Origin of the sequence: Brevibacterium sp. UMB1308A, assembly GCF_030230605.1 — a bacterium.
Classification (GTDB): domain Bacteria; phylum Actinomycetota; class Actinomycetes; order Actinomycetales; family Brevibacteriaceae; genus Brevibacterium.
Genome location: NZ_JASPDO010000003.1, coordinates 51,343 through 71,392, shown reverse-complemented (window position 1 = coordinate 71,392; position 20,050 = coordinate 51,343). Strand labels below are relative to the sequence as shown.

General features: G+C 57.0%; 22 protein-coding genes. 11 read left to right on the top strand and 11 right to left on the bottom strand.

The genetic code is table 11. The features are described from left to right. Positions 1–66: 66 nt before the first annotated feature. The 4 genes from QP868_RS02740 to QP868_RS02725 are packed head-to-tail and all read right to left on the bottom strand — an operon-like array spanning position 67 to position 3,177. Entirely contained in the window at positions 67–732 is a 666-nt protein-coding gene (locus QP868_RS02740; protein ID WP_284925128.1) for a CoA transferase subunit B, read from the bottom strand. Then, a complete protein-coding gene (locus tag QP868_RS02735; RefSeq protein WP_284925127.1) occupies positions 729–1,499 on the bottom strand; it encodes a CoA transferase subunit A in 771 nt (256 codons plus the stop codon). Before QP868_RS02735 ends, QP868_RS02740 begins: the two co-directional genes overlap by 4 nt. A 38-nt stretch (positions 1,500–1,537) precedes the next feature. Then, on the bottom strand, positions 1,538–2,140 hold the full coding sequence (locus QP868_RS02730; protein ID WP_284925126.1) for a hypothetical protein: 603 nt from the start codon (positions 2,138–2,140) through the stop codon (positions 1,538–1,540). Next, positions 2,137–3,177, bottom strand: coding sequence for a coenzyme F420-0:L-glutamate ligase (locus QP868_RS02725; RefSeq protein WP_284925125.1), 1,041 nt, complete (start codon positions 3,175–3,177; stop codon positions 2,137–2,139). The genes QP868_RS02730 and QP868_RS02725 overlap by 4 nt, the downstream gene beginning before the upstream one ends. A 323-nt stretch (positions 3,178–3,500) precedes the next feature. Here QP868_RS02725 and QP868_RS12130 point away from each other — a divergent pair, with 323 nt between their 5' ends. Both QP868_RS12130 and QP868_RS02715 read left to right on the top strand, forming a co-directional pair. After that, positions 3,501–3,935 (top strand): WhiB family transcriptional regulator, encoded by a 435-nt coding sequence (locus tag QP868_RS12130; RefSeq protein ID WP_425543264.1) that lies wholly within the window; start codon positions 3,501–3,503, stop codon positions 3,933–3,935. A 120-nt stretch (positions 3,936–4,055) separates the two neighbouring features. After that, positions 4,056–4,301 (top strand): hypothetical protein, encoded by a 246-nt coding sequence (locus QP868_RS02715; protein ID WP_284925124.1) that lies wholly within the window; start codon positions 4,056–4,058, stop codon positions 4,299–4,301. A gap of 13 nt (positions 4,302–4,314) precedes the next feature. Here QP868_RS02715 and QP868_RS02710 read toward each other — a convergent pair whose 3' ends face one another. Continuing rightward, positions 4,315–4,683, bottom strand: coding sequence for a hypothetical protein (locus QP868_RS02710; protein WP_284925123.1), 369 nt, complete (start codon positions 4,681–4,683; stop codon positions 4,315–4,317). Positions 4,684–4,719: 36 nt separating this feature from the next. Here QP868_RS02710 and QP868_RS02705 point away from each other — a divergent pair, with 36 nt between their 5' ends. Beyond that, positions 4,720–5,046, top strand: a complete 327-nt coding sequence (locus QP868_RS02705; protein WP_040348501.1) for a DUF3499 domain-containing protein — start codon at positions 4,720–4,722, stop codon at positions 5,044–5,046. Next, positions 5,043–6,446, top strand: coding sequence for a phosphohexomutase domain-containing protein (locus QP868_RS02700; RefSeq protein ID WP_284925122.1), 1,404 nt, complete (start codon positions 5,043–5,045; stop codon positions 6,444–6,446). The genes QP868_RS02705 and QP868_RS02700 overlap by 4 nt, the downstream gene beginning before the upstream one ends. 34 nt (positions 6,447–6,480) lie before the next feature. Here the strand turns inward: QP868_RS02700 and QP868_RS02695 are convergent, their stop codons facing one another. Continuing rightward, the gene (locus tag QP868_RS02695) at positions 6,481–7,296 is read right to left on the bottom strand and encodes an RDD family protein (protein ID WP_284925121.1); all 816 of its coding nucleotides are present in this window, start codon (positions 7,294–7,296) and stop codon (positions 6,481–6,483) included. A 64-nt stretch (positions 7,297–7,360) separates the two neighbouring features. On the opposite strand from QP868_RS02695, the gene QP868_RS02690 reads away from it, so the two are divergent. Both QP868_RS02690 and QP868_RS02685 read left to right on the top strand, forming a co-directional pair. Next, positions 7,361–8,356, top strand: coding sequence for a stage II sporulation protein M (locus QP868_RS02690; RefSeq protein ID WP_284925119.1), 996 nt, complete (start codon positions 7,361–7,363; stop codon positions 8,354–8,356). 34 nt (positions 8,357–8,390) lie between these two features. Continuing rightward, positions 8,391–8,855, top strand: coding sequence for an anthrone oxygenase family protein (locus QP868_RS02685; RefSeq protein ID WP_284925118.1), 465 nt, complete (start codon positions 8,391–8,393; stop codon positions 8,853–8,855). A gap of 13 nt (positions 8,856–8,868) precedes the next feature. Here the strand turns inward: QP868_RS02685 and QP868_RS02680 are convergent, their stop codons facing one another. Genes QP868_RS02680 through QP868_RS02660 form a run of 5 tightly spaced genes read right to left on the bottom strand, consistent with a single transcriptional unit; the run spans position 8,869 to position 14,351 of the window. After that, on the bottom strand, positions 8,869–10,161 hold the full coding sequence (locus QP868_RS02680) for a DUF58 domain-containing protein (RefSeq protein ID WP_284925116.1): 1,293 nt from the start codon (positions 10,159–10,161) through the stop codon (positions 8,869–8,871). After that, the gene (locus QP868_RS02675) at positions 10,161–11,381 is read right to left on the bottom strand and encodes an AAA family ATPase (RefSeq protein ID WP_284925114.1); all 1,221 of its coding nucleotides are present in this window, start codon (positions 11,379–11,381) and stop codon (positions 10,161–10,163) included. Before QP868_RS02675 ends, QP868_RS02680 begins: the two co-directional genes overlap by 1 nt. Continuing rightward, on the bottom strand, positions 11,378–12,580 hold the full coding sequence (locus QP868_RS02670) for a DUF4350 domain-containing protein (RefSeq protein ID WP_284925113.1): 1,203 nt from the start codon (positions 12,578–12,580) through the stop codon (positions 11,378–11,380). The genes QP868_RS02675 and QP868_RS02670 overlap by 4 nt, the downstream gene beginning before the upstream one ends. Further along, positions 12,577–13,221, bottom strand: coding sequence for a DUF4129 domain-containing protein (locus QP868_RS02665; RefSeq protein WP_284925111.1), 645 nt, complete (start codon positions 13,219–13,221; stop codon positions 12,577–12,579). The genes QP868_RS02670 and QP868_RS02665 overlap by 4 nt, the downstream gene beginning before the upstream one ends. After that, positions 13,218–14,351, bottom strand: a complete 1,134-nt coding sequence (locus QP868_RS02660; protein WP_284925109.1) for a glycerophosphoryl diester phosphodiesterase membrane domain-containing protein — start codon at positions 14,349–14,351, stop codon at positions 13,218–13,220. Before QP868_RS02660 ends, QP868_RS02665 begins: the two co-directional genes overlap by 4 nt. Before the next feature lie 202 nt (positions 14,352–14,553). On the opposite strand from QP868_RS02660, the gene mtrA reads away from it, so the two are divergent. The 5 genes from mtrA to hpf are packed head-to-tail and all read left to right on the top strand — an operon-like array spanning position 14,554 to position 19,994. After that, positions 14,554–15,234 carry an MtrAB system response regulator MtrA gene (mtrA, locus tag QP868_RS02655; protein WP_005884515.1) on the top strand — a complete coding sequence of 227 codons (681 nt, stop codon included), beginning with the start codon at positions 14,554–14,556 and terminating at the stop codon, positions 15,232–15,234. Beyond that, the gene (mtrB, locus tag QP868_RS02650; RefSeq protein ID WP_284925106.1) at positions 15,231–16,907 is read left to right on the top strand and encodes an MtrAB system histidine kinase MtrB; all 1,677 of its coding nucleotides are present in this window, start codon (positions 15,231–15,233) and stop codon (positions 16,905–16,907) included. Before mtrA ends, mtrB begins: the two co-directional genes overlap by 4 nt. Beyond that, positions 16,907–18,583, top strand: a complete 1,677-nt coding sequence (locus QP868_RS02645) for an LpqB family beta-propeller domain-containing protein (RefSeq protein WP_284925104.1) — start codon at positions 16,907–16,909, stop codon at positions 18,581–18,583. Before mtrB ends, QP868_RS02645 begins: the two co-directional genes overlap by 1 nt. 3 nt (positions 18,584–18,586) lie before the next feature. Further along, positions 18,587–19,288: a ComF family protein gene (locus QP868_RS02640; RefSeq protein ID WP_284925103.1), complete on the top strand. Its 702-nt coding sequence runs from the start codon at positions 18,587–18,589 to the stop codon at positions 19,286–19,288. 49 nt (positions 19,289–19,337) lie between these two features. After that, positions 19,338–19,994 carry a ribosome hibernation-promoting factor, HPF/YfiA family gene (hpf, locus tag QP868_RS02635; protein WP_284925100.1) on the top strand — a complete coding sequence of 219 codons (657 nt, stop codon included), beginning with the start codon at positions 19,338–19,340 and terminating at the stop codon, positions 19,992–19,994. Positions 19,995–20,050: the final 56 nt, after the last annotated feature.

Sequence of the window (20,050 nt, the reverse complement as noted above, 5' to 3'; positions counted from 1 at the left end):
CTGCGCTGAACAGAGCACACAAAAATGTAGGCGCCACGGATGTGACGCCTACACGAGCAAAGTGCCTTAAACCTGTGGCACTTGCATTTCCGGAATATCGCCCTCAACCCTGAGCGTACTCCCAGTCTTTTGAGCGATCGTGTCGACATCGACACCAGGGGCGCGTTCGACAAGGACAAACTCGCCGTCGCGAACGTCGATGACTGCAAGGTCTGTGACGATGCGCTGGACTACACCCTTACCCGTAAGTGGCAGGGAACACGAGTCAAGAAGCTTGGGTGAGTCATCCTTTGCGACGTGCTCCATGACTACAAGGATGGTGCGAGCGCCGTGGACTAAGTCCATGGCCCCACCCATGCCTTTGACCATTTTTCCGGGGATCATCCAGTTGGCAATGTCACCGTTGCGGGCCACCTGCATAGCGCCCAGAACAGCAAAGTCCACTTTTTTACCGCGGATCATCCCGAAGCTAGTAGCTGAGTCGAAGTAGGATGCGCCGGGAAGCATGGTCACGGTTTCTTTACCCGCGTTGATGAGGTCAGGGTCGACCTGGTCTTCCGTGGGGTAGGGCCCAACGCCCAGAAGTCCGTTTTCACTCTGCAGAACAACATGAACGTCTTTGGGCACATAGTTGGGCACCAAGGTGGGTAGGCCAATGCCCAAGTTCACATAGCTGCCGTCTTCAAGTTCTTGGGCAACACGGGCGGCCATTTGATTACGTGTCAGGCTCATGAGTTCCTCACCGTCCGCTTCTCAATCGACTTGTCTTTAGCTTGTTCAGGCGTGAGCTCCACAATCCGGTGAACGTAAACGCCCGGCAGGTGCACCTCGTTGGGATCCAATTGACCCGGTTCCACCACTTCTTCGGCCTCAACGATGGTGATCCGGCCAGCCTGCGCAACGGGTGGGTTGAAGTTACGTGCTGAGGAGTTGAACACCAGGTTGCCGTGACGGTCGGCTTTTGCCGCGCGCACCAGTGCAAAGTCACATGGCAGGGATTCTTCCATCACGTACGTTTCAGTTTCACCGAAAGTGTCGAGTTCCCGGGTGACCTTAGGTTTCGACTCTTCGATCACATTGCCGTCCGAGTCGTATTTCAGCGGCATCCCACCGTCGGCCACCTGGGTTCCCACGCCGGTGACGGTATAGAACGCAGGGATGCCCGCGCCCGCTGCCCGCAGTTTTTCTGCAAGCGTGCCCTGCGGGGTGAGCACAACGCGCAGCTCACCTGAAAGGTACTGGCGTGCGAACTCCTTGTTTTCACCTACGTACGACGCGATCACGGTGTCGATCTGCTTAGACTCGAGCAGAACGCCCAAGCCCTGTCCATCGACACCACAGTTGTTAGAAACGACGGTCAGGTTCTTTGCGCCCTGTTCTTTCAGGGCATTGATGAGGACGGAAGGGACTCCACAAACTCCGAACCCGCCGGCCGCAATGCGTGCACCATCAAAAATGTCGGCAACGGCCTCTGCTGCTGACGAAACTACTTTGTCCATGTCTGCATTCTGCCATACATGCGATGCAGATCACACGGCTAAGAGAGGTCGACTGTGAGTTGTCCGTGCGTGAGGGCGTGGCACAGTTCGGAAAGTTGCTGATCGGTTTCCGGGACCGAGGTGGCCGCCACCCGCGCAGGACCGTCTACTGGGTGCGCCGTGACTGCAGTGCCGTGCCGGTAATACGTGAGCGGAGCGTCAAGAAGCGGGGCCACATCGGGATATGCGCGCACGGCTGAAATGTAGTCGGTGTCGCCTGGCTCGACTTCAGTGGTCAGCGCCAGTGGTGCCGTGTCGAAAACCCACAGCTCTTCTGCGTTCTCAAATGGCGCAAGATCGTCCCCAGCTGCAATCATGCCCACCCACGAATCGGTGCCCAACTCAGCACCAACCTCGGCGCCCACAATGACGGGAACATCACTGCCACATGCAGCAAAAATGCACGCGAGCTCACGCCAGTGGAGGGGGCCGGTGGGGTTGAGGACAAGTGCATCCGGGGAAGTGTCGCGCAGGAGCCCAGCAGACTTGTACACCCAGTTGGCGAACACGCGGCCAGTGAGCTCTAATCGCCCGTACTGATCAGTCCACTCAATAACCGGGTCTGTCCGGGCTGCGATCGCCTCAACGGTGCGCGCGATCATGGTGCACCTCGGAAGCTCACATCAATGTGGGCACCTTCGGACGTTCCGCGGTCTCCCCACACGTATGTGACGTTCACGTCGAGGTTTTCGATGGAAAGTGCGGTTGTGAGGCGGTCGATCAGCGCGCCGAGCCCTACTGTCGCTTCCATCATGGGGTGGCCACCGGCGTGGGAGGTGAGTTCGATGTTCGCGGGGTCAATTTCGATGCGTGACCCTGAGCCTGCTGGCCGGATGCGCCACGCGTTTTCCCCTGGGGTCCGCGGTGCTCCCAAACGGACCGCGGAAATTGCGCGCGTGACTTTAGTGAGGATGTCGTCGGTGTCATCGCCTGACAGGGCGGGTGTTTTCTTGGGATCAACCCCCATGGCAAGGTACACGGATTCAGCTGAGCCGTGGGCGAACCAGTCGGCAAATGGCCCCAGGGTGTCGTGGTTGATTGGCTCATTGGACATGCCGGCGTCAATTCCACGGATGACTGCCACGCCCATGCTGATGTCGGTGAGTGAGGCCGCGCTAGCAATTTCGTCGGCTACGCGTTGGCTTTCAATTCCGACCGAGGCGAGAGCCGCTGGGCGCTGACCGTGGCGGAAAGGGTGGGGGAGGGAGGTGGTGAGAATGAGTCCCATACGCACGCCGTATTCGCGACGGAATGTGTCGTGAAGCTTTTCGGCTGCAGATTGAGGGTCGTCTAAGGGGAGGATCAGGGTGCCGTTGGTGACGCTGATGCCCGCGTTGAGTTCGACCGTGTTGTGCGGTGTGCGTACCAGGCGCATGGTGGATGGCGGGTAGCCATATGTGCGCGCTGCGATGGTTTCGCTGGAATGCTCACGAATCGCTCGCGCGAACTCTTCTGCTCCCGCTCCCGAGGTGCTTCCGTTGAGCGCAATAGCTACCAGTTTGTGGTCGATGGCAATCACGTCACCGTCTTTTATGCTCACCCGCGCAGTGTCAATTGTGGTGATCAAAATGCGCGCTAAGTCTGCCCCCTGCGTAATAGTTCCGGGGTTGAGAGAAAGGGCAGTGAGAAGTGAGTTCATGCGTACCTAATTGTCGATCGTGTGCGTGAGTGCGCTCGCGCCCATTTTCTCAAAGGGGCCGGGATAAACGTCTCATTCACGCCGTGCGCCGAAAAAATTATGAGATTCTTCAACCGACACGCCCAAGCACAGCAGTTAGTGTCGGGGTCAATGAGACACCACTAGATGTTGTGGTGATCGGCGAGTTCCGAGTGAACTCTTGTTCTATTATCTCGTTTGCTGGCTTCTTTATACCACCTTCGCACTTGACGAAACCGTAATGACACGCGTGTAATTTTAGTGGGGAATATGGTGGCGCGAGCTACCAAGGAAAGGGGAAACACGTGTCAGAAGCGCGTAAGTACGTAGAGAGTCTGCGCACTCAAACGCCTGGCGTGCGTAGCCGAACAGCTCAAGACTGGTTCGTTGATCCGCAGGGTGCGCCAGGAACTACCGCGGATCCACTCGACGTAGATCCAGCAGAACTTTTACCAATAAGTGGAAGTCCATCTGTTGCAAGCGTGTCGCCGTTGCAACTTCTTTTGGGTGAAGCCGACGATGACGTTGCGTGGCAAGACCAAGCTCTGTGTGCGCAAACAGATCCAGAGGCGTTCTTCCCGGAGAAGGGCGGTTCAACGCGTGAAGCTAAGCGCGTGTGCGCGTCCTGCGAAGTGCGTAGCGAATGCTTGGAGTATGCACTCGCAAACGATGAACGCTTCGGTATTTGGGGTGGGCTTTCAGAACGCGAACGCCGTCGCTTGAAGAAGCAAATCGTTTAATCACATGGCGTGCATTTACGAAATTCTTAGGGCCCGCGCATCACACGACGCGCGGGCCCAGTGGCTATGCTTTAAACAGTTAGTCACCCGCTACCCCCTACGCGCACAGTCAGGAGTTCGATGATGGCGCATAAAGATAGCAAGATCTATTACGTTGCAATACTCGTGGGAGATGCTATTGGCCTGGTGGTGGGCATTGCAGTTGGGTTGATCGCCGATCTGAATGTGCCAGTTTGTGCAGGGTATGGGCTCGCTCTTGGCTCAGGAATCGGTTTGGCTATCGCTTTCGCCTTAAAAGGTAAGAGTGCCAAAGCGGGCACGGACGCGCCACCAGAAACCGACGCAACCCCCAAAACAGACGCGTAAGCCACACCATGGCTTAGGGACGTAACTCTTCAGCTGAGTAGGAGCAGAGCAACGTCGCCTGCTCAGACACAACCTCACCTAACAACTCATTCCAATCGGCGTCCAAGCGCGACAGGGGAATGTAGTACACAACAATCGTGGCAGGCGTGTGGCGCGTGGCTTCAAAAACATGACTGAGATCGGCCGAAAGTGGCGGAACGTAGTCGACGGTGAGGCGCACCTTGTCTAGTTCGCCGTGGGCTCTGACACGCACCTTCCGCATGACCGAGGCCGCTATGCGCTCGAACCGTTCACGTCGAGAGATCTGGGCCGGCACCGCGGAACGCAACAGTAAACGGGAGCTGCTATGACCTCGGCGGTCACGGCGCAAACGGACGTTCATGAGCACATTGTATAGCGGTGTAATAGACTGGAAGGCGTGCTTCGAACCTGTAACAAACCCAACTGCGGGGCGCCCGCAACACGTACTCTCACGTACGTTCACGCTGACGCGTGCGTCGTGATTGGGCCGTTGGCAGTTCGCGCTGAACCGGGTGCACATGACCTTTGCGCAGAGCACGCGCAGCGTCTCAAAGCGCCGGTCGGTTGGCAGCTGATCTCACTCGAACCAGGCGAAACGCCTCCCGAACGTAGCCGCGACGATCTCCTCGCTATTGCAGACGCGGTACGTGAAGCCGCCAAACCTCAGGAACAGCCACAAGGTCGGAAGCACGGTCATCTGAGGGTCATCGGGGGACGTGAATGACCAGACGAGCGCAACTCGCTCACCTCTGCGGCGCATACGATATGCGCGGACGCACTCACACTGACTTTAGCGACGAACTTGTGACAGCAGTAGGGTATGCGACCCACAAGGTCATGCGTGCTCAGTTTCAGAGCAACCAGGTACTCATTGGCCATGACATGCGCGAAAAGTCCGCTGAGTTCGCGTCACTTTTGTGTCACGGTGTTGCCCAAGCCGGGGGTACGCCGGTCAACATTGGGCTGGCATCGACAGACCAGCTGTATTTTGGATCTGGCGTGCTGAACGTGCCCGGAATCATGGTCACGGCAAGCCACAACCCGGCTGACTGGAACGGGTTCAAGGTGTGTGGTCCGCAGGCCCGGGGTATCTCGCGTCAGGACGCGTTGGGTGAGATTGTAAAGGTTGCGGAAACCGCCGAGGTCGTTGTTGACACTGCGCTCTGGCCGGTTGACGACGTGCAGGCGGCGGAACTGGCTGAGCAGTTCGCTCAGCGTATTCACACGCTGACAGGACTGGCAGAAGCGTCCCGCCCGCTCACTGTGGTGGCAGATGCCGGAAATGGAATGGCCGGGAACTTCCTGGACCGCGTTTTCGACTGTGACGCTGTGACATTGGTGGGCCTGTTTACAGAGCTTGATGGCACCTTCCCTAATCACCCTGCAAACCCTTTAGATCCCAGTACGCTCCGTGACGCTCAGGAGGCAGTTCGCGCTCACGGTGCGGATATCGGCCTCGTGTTCGACGGTGACGCGGATCGGTGTTTTGTTATTGACGAACGAGGCGAACCCACCTCGGCGTCTGCGATTGGTGCTTTGGTGGCCACGCGCGAAATCCAGCGCGCTCGTAACCTGGGCGAAGAGAGCCCTGCTGTCATTCACAACGTGTTGACTACCCGCGCAGTGCCGCAGGCAATTGCGAAAGCCGGCGGGCGTGCGATTCGCACTCCGGTGGGGCATTCAGGTATCAAGCAGCGGATGCGAAAAGAGAACGCTGTCTTCGCAGTTGAGCACTCAGCGCACTTTTACTTCCGAGATTTCTTCTGCGCAGACTCCGGCATTCTGGCGGCGTGTCACGTCATTGCGGCTTTACGTGAAACGGGCCGTCCACTGTCAGAGCTTCTCGAACCGTTCAACGCAGGTGCTCTCAGCGGCGAAATCAACTCTGAAGTGGAATGCCCGGAGCACGTGTTAGAGCGTGTCGAAGCGGAATGCCAAGCGGGTGCATTTGGTGAGGGCCACATTGACCACTTGGACGGTGTGACCTTTACTGCGAACGACTTTTGGTTCAACGTGCGGAAGTCCAACACGGAACCACTCGTGCGGTTTAACGCCGAATCCGCAGATCCCGCGTGTACACGTGAACTGACAGAACGCGTATTAGGAATTATCCGCACGTCATAAGTGGTGCGCGCAAAGCATGGCGTTACTCAACCACCTAGACACGCTGCGAATAGGGTAACGACCCTACGCGGTCTGCAAAGGCATGGGCGGTTGCCTCTGCCTTGCGGAGCTTGTGGAACTGGGCTGTGCGGGTGAGTTCCACGACCGCCACGATGAAGTCTTCAGGGTGGGTGCCCTCTGGCGGAGGGGGAGCCACATACGGGTTCACCTCGGTGGCCAGTTCAATTGCCCGCTCCAAACGCGACTCCGCAGTGTTTTTTGCGCTCGTATCAAGGAACTGCGTCAGCCGGTACAACAGACCCGATGGCACTGGGGTCAGGTCCACCGTCTGTGCCCACTGGTGTAGCTGAGGAGAAACCGGAAGCGAGCGGTGAACAATCTTTCGAGGGCGCTCACTCACCGCAATGGTTCCCGCCAGCATGTCGCCCAAACGTTTAGTGCGTGGTGACAAAAACCCTGCGAGCGCGGCAATTCCACCGCCACTGGAGAAAACTTCAAAGTCCCACATCAGCGCACGTAAGAATGCGTGACGGAAAGAAATTGCTCCTCCATCATCACGGACGATGCGGAGTCCCATGACGAGTTTCCCCAGAGATCTTCCACGGGTCAGAATCTCGACAGTACACGGAACCATGATCGTGGTGGCTGCCATGAAAATGATGATGAGCGAATTGACTAGCAGGCCCTGCGTCAGGCTGTACTCAATAACAAAATAAATAATTGTGACGAGTAGTGCGATATACACGAACGTGTACACTACGGCGTCAATAGCACAGGCTACGGCTCGTGACATGAGCGAAGCAGGGCGGATGCTCAGCTCAACAGCTTCCCCGGTCACAAGATTGTCCACGCTTGTATATTGCCACACCCGTGACGCGTATTCGAACTTGGTCAACCTCAGATACGATAGCCAAATGGACCCAAATCTGCTCGCCCACATGCATGGAAGTCAGTGGGACAGGCTTTCTGTCCTCGCGGGCAAGAAGAAGCTCACTACGCAACAAGCTACTGAGTTTCGCGAACTGTACCGGCGGGCGTCAAAGGACCTCTCGCGTGTCCAGTCGGTAGCTCCCGATTCAGATGTGGCGGTGCGACTGTCGAATGTTATTCACCGGTCGCGTATGCAACTCACGGGTGTACCGCGGGGAGCAAAAGCTACTGTGCTCGACTTCTTTGCGACCTCACTCCCAGCGGCCTTGTATTCGATTCGCTGGTATTTTGTGGGCGTGTTCATTGGGTTCGTAGGGCTCAGCATTCTGACTACCGTGTGGCTGGCTAACGACACCCAGACCCTGTTCACCATGGTGCCGTACGAGGACGCAAAACGGCTGGCTGAACACGATTTCGTGAACTACTACAAAGAGAACCCCAACAGTGTGTTCGCTGTTGGCGTGTGGACGAATAACGCGTGGATTGCTCTTCAGTGGGTTGTTTTGGGGATAACCGGAATCTACGTGATCATCGGGCTTGTCATGAACGCTGTGAACGTGGGAATCTCCGGTGCAGTGATGTTTCACTTTGACCGTGTCGGAGATTTCTTCGGGTACATCTTGCCTCACGGCGTTCCGGAGATCACATGCATTCTGATTGCGGCGGCAGCCGGGCTCAAGATCTTTACGTCGTGGATGATTCCCGTCAACATGTCGCGCATGGAGTCACTGGCTCACGCTGCGCGTTCCCTCATTACCGTGGGTGTGGGGCTCATTTTCATGTTGTTTCTTTCGGGTCTCATCGAAGGTTTCGTCACGCCTTCTAACATGCCGTTTCCTGTCAAGATGTTCTTTGGCGCACTCCTCACAGTGGGAATTTGTGCGTACGCAATTGGCTTGGGTCGCCCGGCGGTGAAGCAGGGTCTGACGGGAGACCTGGAAGAGAGTCGCGCAGGCTACCGCGTGGTGACGGCAGCGTAACGGTGGTTTTCGAGCCGGTTGAGGTAAAACGGTCATGACTCTGGTCGTTATTCTTCTCGCGACGTGTGTAACTGCCGTGTTGGCAGGCTTCTGGTGTACGTGGGGAATCATCGTGCTACCCGCGTTGGACAAGGTGTCACCTGCAGCCGCTGTCACGTCGATGCGTTCGCTCAACGAATCAGTACTGACTCCGGCGTTCCTCATACCCTTCTTCGCGTCTCCAGTGGTCTGTCTTGTAGGAACGATCGCATGCGCAATAGAACGCGCTCCCGTCGCTTCCATTTTGCTCGGTCTTGCCGCAGGGCTTCAGCTCCTGGGAGTCATCGTGGTGACGAGGACAATGAACGTTCCACTCAACGAGGAACTGGCGCGCACACAACGCCCGCCCCAAGAAGCCTGGGGTGCGTTCTCGCAAGCGTGGCAACGCGCACACCTCGTGCGAACCATCGCCAGCTGCATTGCACTCGCCTGTTGCGCAGGGGCCCTGTGGGTGTACTAAACGACCAGGTCTTCTACAAGCGACCGATCGACTTCAAGTGAATGTAAAGGTCTGCCAGACGTGGCGGAAGGTCTTCGGGGAACCCGCTTACCGTATGAATCCCTAAATGGGTGAGCGCACCCTGAAGTGAGGACTCAGTCATGAGCTGTTGAGCGGCCGCCGCTGCCTGATATGTCTGCGTTGGGGTAAACGTGTTCTGGCTCATGGGGCCTAGTTGCGGGTCTTCGACGCTGGCAAATGCGACCGTGTGACGCGAACGCAAAAGCGGGATAGCTGGGAGCACGTCCTCGGCGATTGTGAGCGCGTCCAGGCTGGTGACGAACACGACGAATGCGTGGTTGGGGGAGGTTTCCATGACCGCCGAGGTGAGAGCCGCCCAGTCTGTATCGATGAGTTCGGGATCAATAGGGGTGAGTTTGTTGGTGAGCACTCCTAGGGGGTCTTTTCCGGAAAGGGGACCCACGCTTAAGCGGACGCGCGCATCGGCGACGATGACATCGACCCGGTCACCGGCTCCAGCTGCCAAAGCGGCAAGCAACATGGCCGATTCGACTGCTGCGTCGAAAACGGTTCCGGTGTCGGCCCGGCGTGCGGCTAAGCGCGACGAGTCGATCACAATGACCACCCGCCGGTCACGTTCTGGCCGCCACGTCTTCGTCATGAGTTTTTGAGCTCGCGCGGTAGCTCGCCAGTCGATCGACCGGATGTCATCGCCACGGACATATTCGCGTAGCGAATCAAACTCAGTTCCCATTCCGCGCACCATGAGTGCCGTTCGCCCGTCGAGTTCACGCAGTTTCTGTCGCTTCGACGGCAAGTGCTTACGCGAATGGAACGGCGGCATCACCCTGATGTTCGCGGGAACGTCGAAACTCTTTTGCCGCGCTACCAGCCCCAGCACCGAGGTAGACCGCAAGGTGAGTTTGTCGGCTGGCAGGACGCCACGGCGGACAGGCAGCAGGTGCTGAACCCTCTCAAAGGTGTCACCGGGTTTGATGACCACACGGAAGCGGTTGTCACTGGCACCGGCAGTGGGCGCCCATGCGTCGCGGACGTGCAGGCGGGCCGTGCGTTTTCCCGTGTTGACCAGGGTCAAGGTCGCCGAGGTGGGAGCCCCTAAGCGGATTCTGGAACCGGGGGAGCGCAAGGCTTGGATGGATCTGGTAGAGGGGGCTAAAAAGAAGTCACCTATTCCCACCAAAATGAGGAACGCTAATCCGGCAACAAGGAACTCCCACGATCCTCCCAACGCAATGGGGAACGTGAGCAGGACCGTGAGTACCAGAAAACGCCACGTCAGTGCCATTAGCGGGGGACCGCCACGGTTGACACAATCGAGTCGAGCACCTGGTCAATTCCAATGCCGTCCATTTGAGCTTCGGGGCGCAACTGGACACGGTGACGGAACGTGATGCCCATGAGCGCTTTGACGTCGTCGGGTGTGATGAACGCGCGACCGTGCAACCACGCACGTGAACGGGTGGCAGCGAGAAGGCGGGTGGCACCTCGGGGAGAAACTCCCAAAGCGAAAGACGGTGCGCGGCGGGTAGCCTGCACTAAATCCACAATGTATTCGAGCACTTCTGGTGCGCAGTACACGTTTTGAGCACGCTGGCTGGCCTCCAAAATAGCGTCACGGCTCAGCGAAGGTTCGATGCGGGAGAGGTCGTGGGCGTTGAAACCGGCTGCGTGGCGGGTGAGGATTTCGACTTCGGTGTTCCGTGGAGGCAAGTCCAAAATGAGCTTGAAAAGGAAACGGTCCAGTTGCGCTTCAGGCAACGGATAGGTTCCGTCGTATTCGACCGGGTTCTGGGTAGCTGCTACCAAAAACGGTTCGTCGAGCTTCCGGGTGAGACCGTCAACCGAAACCTGGCGTTCTTCCATGGCTTCGAGAAGAGCGGACTGGGTTTTGGGCGGTGTTCGGTTGATTTCGTCAGCGATGAGAATGTTGGTAAAGACAGGTCCTTCGCGGAATTCGAAGCTCGACGTCTGCGCGTTGTAAATCATGGACCCCGTCACATCACCAGGCATGAGGTCTGGCGTGAACTGGATACGTGTCGATTCAAGGTCCAAAGCGCTGGCGATCGACCGGACCAACAAGGTCTTGGCAACACCTGGCACACCTTCGAGAAGCACGTGCCCGCCGGACAGGAGGGCAACCAGAATCCCTTCAACCGCCTCGGTCTGCCCGACAACCGCCTTGCCTACTTCTGCGCGCGCCTTTTCGAAGCTTTCACGAAGTTCACGGTCCGTTTCGTCGAGCTGATGCTCAGAGGCCCAGCGCTGGTCAGCTTGTTCTGAGTGCGCGTTCGGGTGTGCTTGCTCCTGTGGAAGCATCTGTTGCTGAGCATACTGTTGCCCCTGGGGCTGGAACTGCTGGTAATCCGTTCCCTGCTGTGGCTGCTGGAACTGCTGATATGGAGCCTGCTCTGGGTTAAACGGCTCTTGCTGTGGCGTCTGCTGCTGATATGGCTGGCCCTGAGCTGGCTGACCTGGGGGGGTCTGTGGCTTTTCAGGTGTGGTCATAGTGCGCGGACCTCTCTTTCGATATTCGCGATTCGAGTTGCAAGATCTGATAGCTGTGCGTCGTTCTCGGGGACAGCTGTGATGAAAAGATACTCAAGTTCGGCGTAATCGTACCCGGTGCGGGAAGCGACAGCCTGGCACACCTCGGCACTTTCCGCATTGGCCGGAACTGCCAGGGTTCGCCCCATCTTGACGAGTGCAGATGCGCGAAGAATCCTGAGAGCCTCACTGCGATTACCCGTGCGGTGCATGAGTCCAGCCAAACCGGTGACGGTTTCGATGGGTGGCACTGTCACTGGAAGAGTTTCAACGGCAAGCGGGCCAAACCGGCGCCCTGCCCAGATGACTGCAACGAGGCCAATTGGCAATAGCCACAGAAGCGTCATGAAGAACCATCCAGGGACAGTGCTTAGCGGGTCGGCGCCTTCGTCAAAGTCGTACATCGCAAAGTAGATGACCACATTGGGTTTAAGCCCCGCGGTTCCAACCGACAGGGCAGCGTTGCCGTCTTCACGAAGTTTTGCGTTTGTGAACCATGTGCTTTCGCCCAAGACCGTGACAGACCCTTTGCCTTCTGGGGCATGAATGAGCGAATAGGCATCCCCGTCCGTGGGGTAGCAGCCTTCGTAGCCATTCCCGGAAAGAACTCGGTAACCAGCACCATTACGTTCGACTTTTCCCGCCCTAGACGCAGGCCCAAAGTCACATGACGGTTCGGGGTGGGTGTTTGTATAGGTCGAGTCACCCGCGAATAACACGTGCGAGGAATAGCCGGCAACTTCAAAACCAGGGTCGACCAGCGCCAGATGTGAACCATGCTCCTTGACTGCGTCACGAATTCTGTTGCGTTTGGCCTGTTCAACTGTGTCGGGGTTGAAAACCAATACGGTAGTGTCTGGGTCTTTAGCGCCAGCGAGCGCTTTCTCATAGTCTTCGGTCGTCGAGACCTTCACTCCGTGAGACCGGAGCACACCTGCAAGTGCCGCCGTACCGTCTTCGCCCGTGTTGTCGTAGTGCAGGTAGCGTTCCTCTCCAGCGTCCGTGGAGCTTAAAAAACCAATGATCGCGGCAATGAGGACGAGCGCAACCACCACGATCCACACGACAGCGGATTTACCGAAAGCAGCGATTTTTTGACCTGCGCTCGCAGAGGTGTCGCCAACGGTTCCGCGCACTGCAACGTCAAGATGTGCGCTCATGCGTCAACCTTTTCTGGCGTCGTTTTAGTCACTTGAGTGACCTTGGCGTCAACAGCCTGGGTAAAAGCGTAGTCCTCCTGGGTGGCCTGGTATGTGCTGAAACTCACCGCGTCAAACAGGTTGGAGGCTTCGCTGAGGTCTTGCCCGAGGTGTGGATAGGTTGTGGCGGCGCTTTGCGTGAGTTCGTGTGCTGTGGACGAAGCTCTGAGCTCGACGGCTCCAGCCCGAGCCAAATGGGCGACACTGGCACGCACCATTTCTTGAACCGCGGTATTCCAGTCGCCCTTGGACGCCGCATCAGCAGCCCGTTTCCGATACTCACTGGGTTTCTCAACTCCAGCGACGTCAGTTTTGTCGAACAGCTGCGGTGAGAAAGCATCGCCCGTACCGCGATTCGCTCGCCACACAAAAAACACAATGATGCCCACAATGACCAGAGCGAAAACAATGATGAGCCACGGGTTATTCAGATCGAGCGCCTTATCGACGGCGTCATTCACTAGACGCTGAAAAGCGCGACCAATTCGTTCAAAGAACGAAATGTCAGAGTCGCGATACTCCGGTTTTGCCAGTTCCTTTTCTGCCCACCGGCGCGCCTCATCACGCCCGGGGGTAAGAGTTAGAATTGGGGAACAAATCACGTGGCCTCCTGCGGGATCGTGAGCCACTCATCTTTTGTCACCGATTCTCCCTCGTTGCGTGTGCGCGCCCGAATCTCATCTTCTGCCTCGCGCAACATCACCAGATCGAACCCTTCTAGGCGAATCTTTTGGTCAAAGAACACGACCACTACAAGCGCTGACCAATAGCCGTACATGAGCCCCGCTACGGCAATGCTCAACGCGATGAAGAACAGGCTAAACATGGCAAGGACAACCGATTCAAAAGCGGCTGTCCCGAACCCGGTCGCAATAGTCAGAATGGCCATGATGATTGGGACCAGGATGACCAACGGCGTCACGATGATCTGAACCACCTGGCTGGACAGAAAATATCCTAAAGCTAACTCGCCAAGAATCCGCCAGAAACCTTGATTGGTAAGTTTCCATGACCGCTTCACAGCATCTTTGACTGAAAGCCGCTCATATGTGATGAGAGGGCCCACAAACGCGAACTTGACCAAGAAGAACGCGCTCAAAACACCCCAAAGAGCACCACCTACAACGATCGCCAGGACTCCAGCGATTTCGTTCACCATAAGTGAAAGCACAATCGACGGGGCAAAGAAAGCGCAGGCTGAAACGATAAACCCGCCCAACAACGCAACGGTAAATCCCGCGAGAGCCCAGCGACGACCTCGGGCGCGTTTCCAGGCAAGTGACAGTGGCACTTTCTTGCCGTCAAAAGCGTCGCGGCCGGACGTGGCAGCGATTCCGGCGAAGAACTGAATGATGGTCAAGAACACGAACGAGGCCATAGCCGCCACGGTCTGAACGATGACGAACGCGCCGCTGGTCGCATAGTCATTTTCAGAAAGTGTGTTGAGGTAGTCGAACGTGAGCCACAAGAACGCGGCCCCAATCGCTCCTGCTAAAAGCGCCAGCAAAGTGGACACAATGACGGGCAGCCCAAAGTTCACTGCCGGAGACGTGCGCATCAAACGCACACTACAGTCCAGAATTTCGCCCACAGTCAGGGGGCGTTTGGGAATGACCCCCGCCGCAACAGGGGGAGTCCACGCATCAGACAGGGGCTGGGCAATCTCATGGGTATGACGACCTGTGCGCCAGTCCGTAGACACAGACCATGAGGCGCTTTGGGGACTAAACACGGCGCCTCCTCTGGTGTTCTACTGACAAATCTTCCTCAAGGGTACACAAAGATTCAGGGCACGCGTTCAGCATAAATGCACGTAAAGCGACTCAGGTCAATGCAACTTGAGACTCAGTAAAAAGTTGGCGCAAAATGTTGCCACACACGCGAAAAGTATCTAAACAATTGGGAACGCGCACACAGTATTGGACAATAGGGGTATGAACGCACGAATCTTGGTCGTAGACGACGACACCGCACTTGCTGAAATGATCGGTATCGTTTTGAAAAGTGAAGGGTTTGAGCCCCACTTTTGTGCAACAGGTGACGGTGCCGTAGAAGCATTCCGATCCGTGCGTCCCGACCTCATCCTGTTGGACCTCATGTTGCCAGGAAAAGACGGCTTGGAAGTGTGCCGTGAAATCCGAGAAGAATCCGGTGTGCCGATTGTGATGCTCACTGCGAAGTCCGACACGATGGACGTTGTGAAGGGCCTCGAGTCCGGAGCCGACGACTACGTCCCCAAACCGTTTAAACCCAAAGAGCTCGTGGCTCGCGTGCGCGCACGCCTACGCATGAGTGAACCCTCCGCTCCAGAAATTCTGAAGGTAGGCGACGTGTCGATCGACGTCGCCGGTCACACGGTAGAAAAAGCAGGCAAGCCCGTGAGCCTCACGCCACTGGAGTTCGAACTTCTGGTGGCCCTGGCACGGAAACCGTGGCAAGTGTTCTCCCGGGAAACCCTCCTTGAAGAAGTGTGGGGCTACCGTCACGCAGCTGACACGCGTCTGGTCAACGTTCACGTGCAACGTCTGCGGTCCAAAATTGAAAAAGACCCAGAGAAGCCTGACATCGTTGTTACCGTCCGAGGTGTGGGTTACAAGGCTGGTCACAGCCAGTGAGTCTGCGCCGGATTCAGGCGTGGATCCGCATTCTCTTTCGAGGAGTAGTTCGGACCTTTACGCACTCACTCCAGGTTCGCGTCGTTGCGGTGACCGTGGTGTTCACCATCGTCGCAATTTACGGAGTGGGCGCGTACTTGTCTCAACAAATTGCGCGCGGACTGTTTGAGTCCAAACAGTCCGATGTCTCAGCCACAACAAACGGCTATGTGGCAGAACTGGAAGCCCTGTCAGGCTTGTCGGATTCTCAAGAAGCCGCCGACGCCCTGAACGCACAGTTGCGTTCCATGCTGTCGCGCTCGTCCTTGCAACTACAAGCCATCGCACTTGAGCCAGCAAGCAATTCCACAGTGCCACCCCTCGTTGCCATCACAACTGGGTATGAACCGATTTCCATGTCGGACATCAGCCCTGAGCTACGCGAATCGATCCGTGAATCACCCGCGGGCAACCAAAAGTTTCAGTCAGTTGAACTGGCCGGAACAGAGGCCCCTGGGCTGATCGTCGCGCAGCGTCTGACGGTTAACGGGCAAGGCGACTTTATTCTGTACACGGTGGCAGACCTGACAGAGGAACAAGGGACCCTGGACTTTGTGCAACGTGCCCTAGGGGTTTCCGGCGTGGTTCTCAGCATTCTGGTCGGTGGAGTCGCATGGCTAGTGACCCGATTCGTCGTGGTTCCTGTCAAAGCTGGGTCTGAAGTTGCCCGCAAAATTGCTGACGGTGACCTCAATCAGCGCATGCCTGTCTCTGGTCATGATGAAATCGCAACACTGGCACAGTCATTTAACGACATGGCCGACAACCTGCAGGACCAGATTGAACGCATGGAGCGACTCACTGTCTTGCAACGCCAGTTCGTCTCCGATGTGTCTCACGAACTTCGCACGCCGCTGACCACCATCCACATCGCCTCGGACATGATCTTTGAATCACGCGACGAATTCGACGAATCGACCCGCAGATCAGCCGAACTGCTTAACTCGCAAGTCGAACGTTTCGAAGTTCTACTCGAAGATCTTCTGGAGATCTCTCGCCATGACGCTGGGGCGGCAAATCTGCTCGCCAAGCCTTTGGACATCACTGAGATCGTGTCCGAGGTCGTTGAAAGTGTGTCTATGGTCGCCAACCAGGCGAACACCGAAATCCTCATCCACGCGCCATCGGCACCCGTTATGGCTGAAGCAGACAGAATTCGTATCACCCGGATCGTCAACAACTTAGTAGTCAACGCGGTAGAACACGGCGACCAAAAACGGATCGACGTGTACGTGGGATCAAACGCACAAGCCGTCGCCGTTTCAGTGCGCGACCACGGAATCGGCATGACAGATGACCAACTAGAAAACGTTTTTGACCGATTCTGGCGAGCCGACCCCTCCCGCAAACGAACACTCGGCGGATCTGGACTCGGGCTTGCAATTTCACTCGAAGATGCCCACCTCCACAACGGATGGCTCCAAGTGTGGTCCCAAAAAGGAAACGGAACGTGCTTCCGGCTCACCATTCCGCGACGAGCAGGAAGCACCATTACGCGCTCACCGCTACCCCTACCCCCTGCAGACGCCCGTGTACAAGGTGCGTCAATCGTGGCCGGGCCATCCACCTCGGACGGCTCCGTTCGTGTGCACACTGGAAGCATCCCTATTGTGGTGGAAGAGGAGGACAGCTGATGCGCCGACTATTCGCAGTGCTCGCCTGCATCTTCCTGTTTGCAGGAGCCAGCGCTTGTGCCCGAATTCCGTCTGACAGCCAAGTGGGAACGATCACTGTCGACCCCGAATCGGGAGCCCAAACCCGAGTAGACGCCGAAGGACCCAAACCAGGTGACGGGCCGGATGCAATTGTGCGTGGCTTCATCACCGCAGGCGCCAGCTTTAACAACAACTTCAGCGTCGCACGTTCCTTCCTCACCGACTCACTGGCCGCAGAATGGAACCCCACATCGAGCGTCAAAATCGTCAAACGCGAAGTCAGCCTGGACTCAGTCACCACGAACATCGCAACCGACTCACAAACAGTGTCATTCGAGATCCCTGTGAGCGCCGGACTCGACGAAAGGGGAGTCTTCCACGAAAACGAAGCGGACACCTCGGCCACCATGGAATTCCACCTACGCCAAGTCAACGGTGAATGGCGTATCTCCGAAGCACCTGACGGGCTGTTGGTGTCCCGCACCAACTTTGACAACATGTTCCGCCCGATCCCTCTGCACTTCTACACCCCCGACTTCAACTACTTAGTCCCAGACCTACGGTGGTTCCTTCGCACTTCCTCCACCACAACGGACATGGTGCGCGCAACCCTGGATGGCCCCGCCAAATACCTGGCCGGCGCTGTCGTCTCTCCCATTCCCGACAACACTTCCTTGACACCTCAGTCAGTCACAATCCACGATGGCCAGGCCGAGGTGGGACTCAGTGCAACTGGCTTAGACAACAAAACGCGCGAACGGATTTTCACCCAACTCGAAACGACGCTCCTCTCGTTGGGATCCGTGACCTCGCTTCAACTTCAAACCCCCGACGCGACCCTCACTGGCGGAGTGTCGGTCAACGCTCGAGTTCCCAGCGAACCGGTTGCTGTTGCCATATCGAACGACTCCCTGGTTTTGCTCAATGGCAACGAACGAAACACCATCGACAAATCACCGCGCGTGGACGGGGGACGCGCGCCAGCTTTGAGCATGGACGCAGACGCGGTTGCGTGGTTGAGCAAATCGGGCAAAGAAATCAATCACTTTGACCGCGCACAAGGATCCTCCACTCAGATTCTTGTAGGACGTGACCTTCTTGCCCCCAGCTTTGACCGCTTCGGGTGGATCTGGACGGCAGAACGTGACGGAAACGATCTGATGGCAGTCCGCGCTTCAGGTGAGCTAGCGCGCATCAAGATTGGGTTCGTCAAGAATAAAGACATCCGAGCTATACGTGTTTCCCCAGACGGAACACGACTCATGGTTCTTTCCCACAGTAACGACGAATCACACATCGACATTGTGGGAATTGCCCGCGACAGCGAAAACAAACCCACCAAACTCACCGGCAACGGAACGCTAAAGGTAGCGACCGGATTTAAGAAAATCGAGGACGTTTCGTGGGCTGGTTCCCAAGACTTGGCGATGCTGGCGGCCCGCACCAAAGACGAGCCCGCCCAGCCGTACATTCAGAAAGTTGGAGGAAACTCTGAAGCGCTGGGAACCGTGTCCGAAGGTGTTTCCATCACTTCTGGCGCGGACACGTCGTCCGTGCGCGTGGGGACGCGCAACGGCGAACTTTTCACGTACACATCAGGCTCGTGGCAACGCCTGCTCGACTCCAACATCAAGGACCCCGCTTACCCCGGGTGACACATGCTCTCGGAGTTCGTCGACCTTCTGATTCCGCGCGTGTGTGCCGGGTGCGGTTGTGAAACTGTGTCCCTGTGCTCAGCTTGTGTGAGGAGCCTCGACACCGAACCTGTCGCCACCATGCCACGGTACGGAACGGTCAAAGCCTACGGGGCGGGTTCGTACGAAGGCGTGTTGCGCAACGTTATCGTCAACTACAAAGAACACGACCGACGCGACCTCGCCCCTGTTCTTGGGCTCATGCTTGCACGCGCAATCGCTAGCGCTCTTGCAGAGGCTCCTGTGAGTTCCACACCGGTACTGTTGGTGCCTGTGCCAGCTAGGGCCACCTCGGCCCGAAAACGCGGCGGAAACCATGTGGAAACACTCGCCCGCAACGCCGCTGAACACTTCATTCGTGACGGCTTCCCCATGCGTGTAGCGCCGGTTCTGGCGGTCCGTGGACGCGGCGATCAGGTGGGATCAGGGGCGCACGGGAGGCGCCGGAATGTGCGGGGAACCCACAGAATTTCCCATCCCGAGGTCGTTGCTCAGTGGCCACGGGATGTCCGGGTGATCGTTGTGGACGACATTGTGACGACTGGGGCGACGGTGGCTGAATCAGCGAGGGTTTTGCGCGAATCCCACATTGATATCGCCGCTGTTGCAAGTATCGGGATTACGGGCTCAGAGAATAGAAACTGCGAAGAAAATAGGGAAGAATGAACTATCACCATTTATGGTGAACAGTTTTCGAGGTGCAAAGGAGAGCATCGTGGACATCGTAGTCAAAGGACGCAACGTCACCCTTTCTGAAAGCTTCCGGTCGCATGTAGAGGACAAAGTCTCCAAAGTTGAACAACTCGCACCTCGCGCACTCCGCGTTGAAGTTGTTCTGACTCACGACCCCAACGTGCGTCAGCCGGAAAACACCGAGCGCATTGAAATCACGGTAATTGCTAAAGGGCCAGTCTTGCGTGCAGAAGCGACAGCGTCAGACAAATACGCCGCTTTGGACCTCGCCTGGGCGAAGCTGCTTGAACGTTTGCGTCGCGCACGTGACCGGCAGAAGATTTCGCGCCAGGGTAAGCACAGGAGTGCTTCGACGGCAGAAGTCTTGGCCAGCATGGAAGTCGTCGACCCGATCATTCCTTCTGAAGACGAGACGGACGAAAAGCGCGAAACACCCCAGAACATCGACCAGACGGGTGGACGCGTTCCATCAGAGGGTGACTCACCTGTGGTTCTCCGCGAAAAAACTTTCGCCGGAACCCCCATTGCGCTAGACGAAGCGATCAACCGCATGGAAATGGTGGGACACGACTTCTACCTCTTCATCGATGAAGCAAATAAGAAGCCGTCAGTGGTGTATAAGCGTCGCGGGTGGAGCTACGGCGTTATTACCTTGGACCCAGAACTGACTGAAGAGTAATTTCTGCGCATGTGGCCGGCCAAAGAGCCGGCCACATTGTGTGTTCGCCATTTAAC

Coding starts and splice junctions, on each gene's coding strand:
- QP868_RS02645 (WP_284925104.1), top strand. CDS start 16,907: ATGCGCCGACTATTCGCAGTGCTCGCCTGCATCTTCCTGTTTGCAGGA.
- QP868_RS02670 (WP_284925113.1), bottom strand. CDS start 12,580: ATGAGCGCACATCTTGACGTTGCAGTGCGCGGAACCGTTGGCGACACC.
- QP868_RS02690 (WP_284925119.1), top strand. CDS start 7,361: ATGGACCCAAATCTGCTCGCCCACATGCATGGAAGTCAGTGGGACAGG.
- QP868_RS02740 (WP_284925128.1), bottom strand. CDS start 732: ATGAGCCTGACACGTAATCAAATGGCCGCCCGTGTTGCCCAAGAACTT.
- QP868_RS02640 (WP_284925103.1), top strand. CDS start 18,587: ATGCTCTCGGAGTTCGTCGACCTTCTGATTCCGCGCGTGTGTGCCGGG.
- QP868_RS02735 (WP_284925127.1), bottom strand. CDS start 1,499: ATGGACAAAGTAGTTTCGTCAGCAGCAGAGGCCGTTGCCGACATTTTT.
- mtrA (WP_005884515.1), top strand. CDS start 14,554: ATGAACGCACGAATCTTGGTCGTAGACGACGACACCGCACTTGCTGAA.
- QP868_RS02725 (WP_284925125.1), bottom strand. CDS start 3,177: ATGAACTCACTTCTCACTGCCCTTTCTCTCAACCCCGGAACTATTACG.
- QP868_RS02680 (WP_284925116.1), bottom strand. CDS start 10,161: ATGGCACTGACGTGGCGTTTTCTGGTACTCACGGTCCTGCTCACGTTC.
- QP868_RS02685 (WP_284925118.1), top strand. CDS start 8,391: ATGACTCTGGTCGTTATTCTTCTCGCGACGTGTGTAACTGCCGTGTTG.
- QP868_RS02700 (WP_284925122.1), top strand. CDS start 5,043: ATGACCAGACGAGCGCAACTCGCTCACCTCTGCGGCGCATACGATATG.
- QP868_RS02730 (WP_284925126.1), bottom strand. CDS start 2,140: ATGATCGCGCGCACCGTTGAGGCGATCGCAGCCCGGACAGACCCGGTT.
- QP868_RS02710 (WP_284925123.1), bottom strand. CDS start 4,683: ATGAACGTCCGTTTGCGCCGTGACCGCCGAGGTCATAGCAGCTCCCGT.
- QP868_RS02675 (WP_284925114.1), bottom strand. CDS start 11,381: ATGACCACACCTGAAAAGCCACAGACCCCCCCAGGTCAGCCAGCTCAG.
- QP868_RS02715 (WP_284925124.1), top strand. CDS start 4,056: ATGATGGCGCATAAAGATAGCAAGATCTATTACGTTGCAATACTCGTG.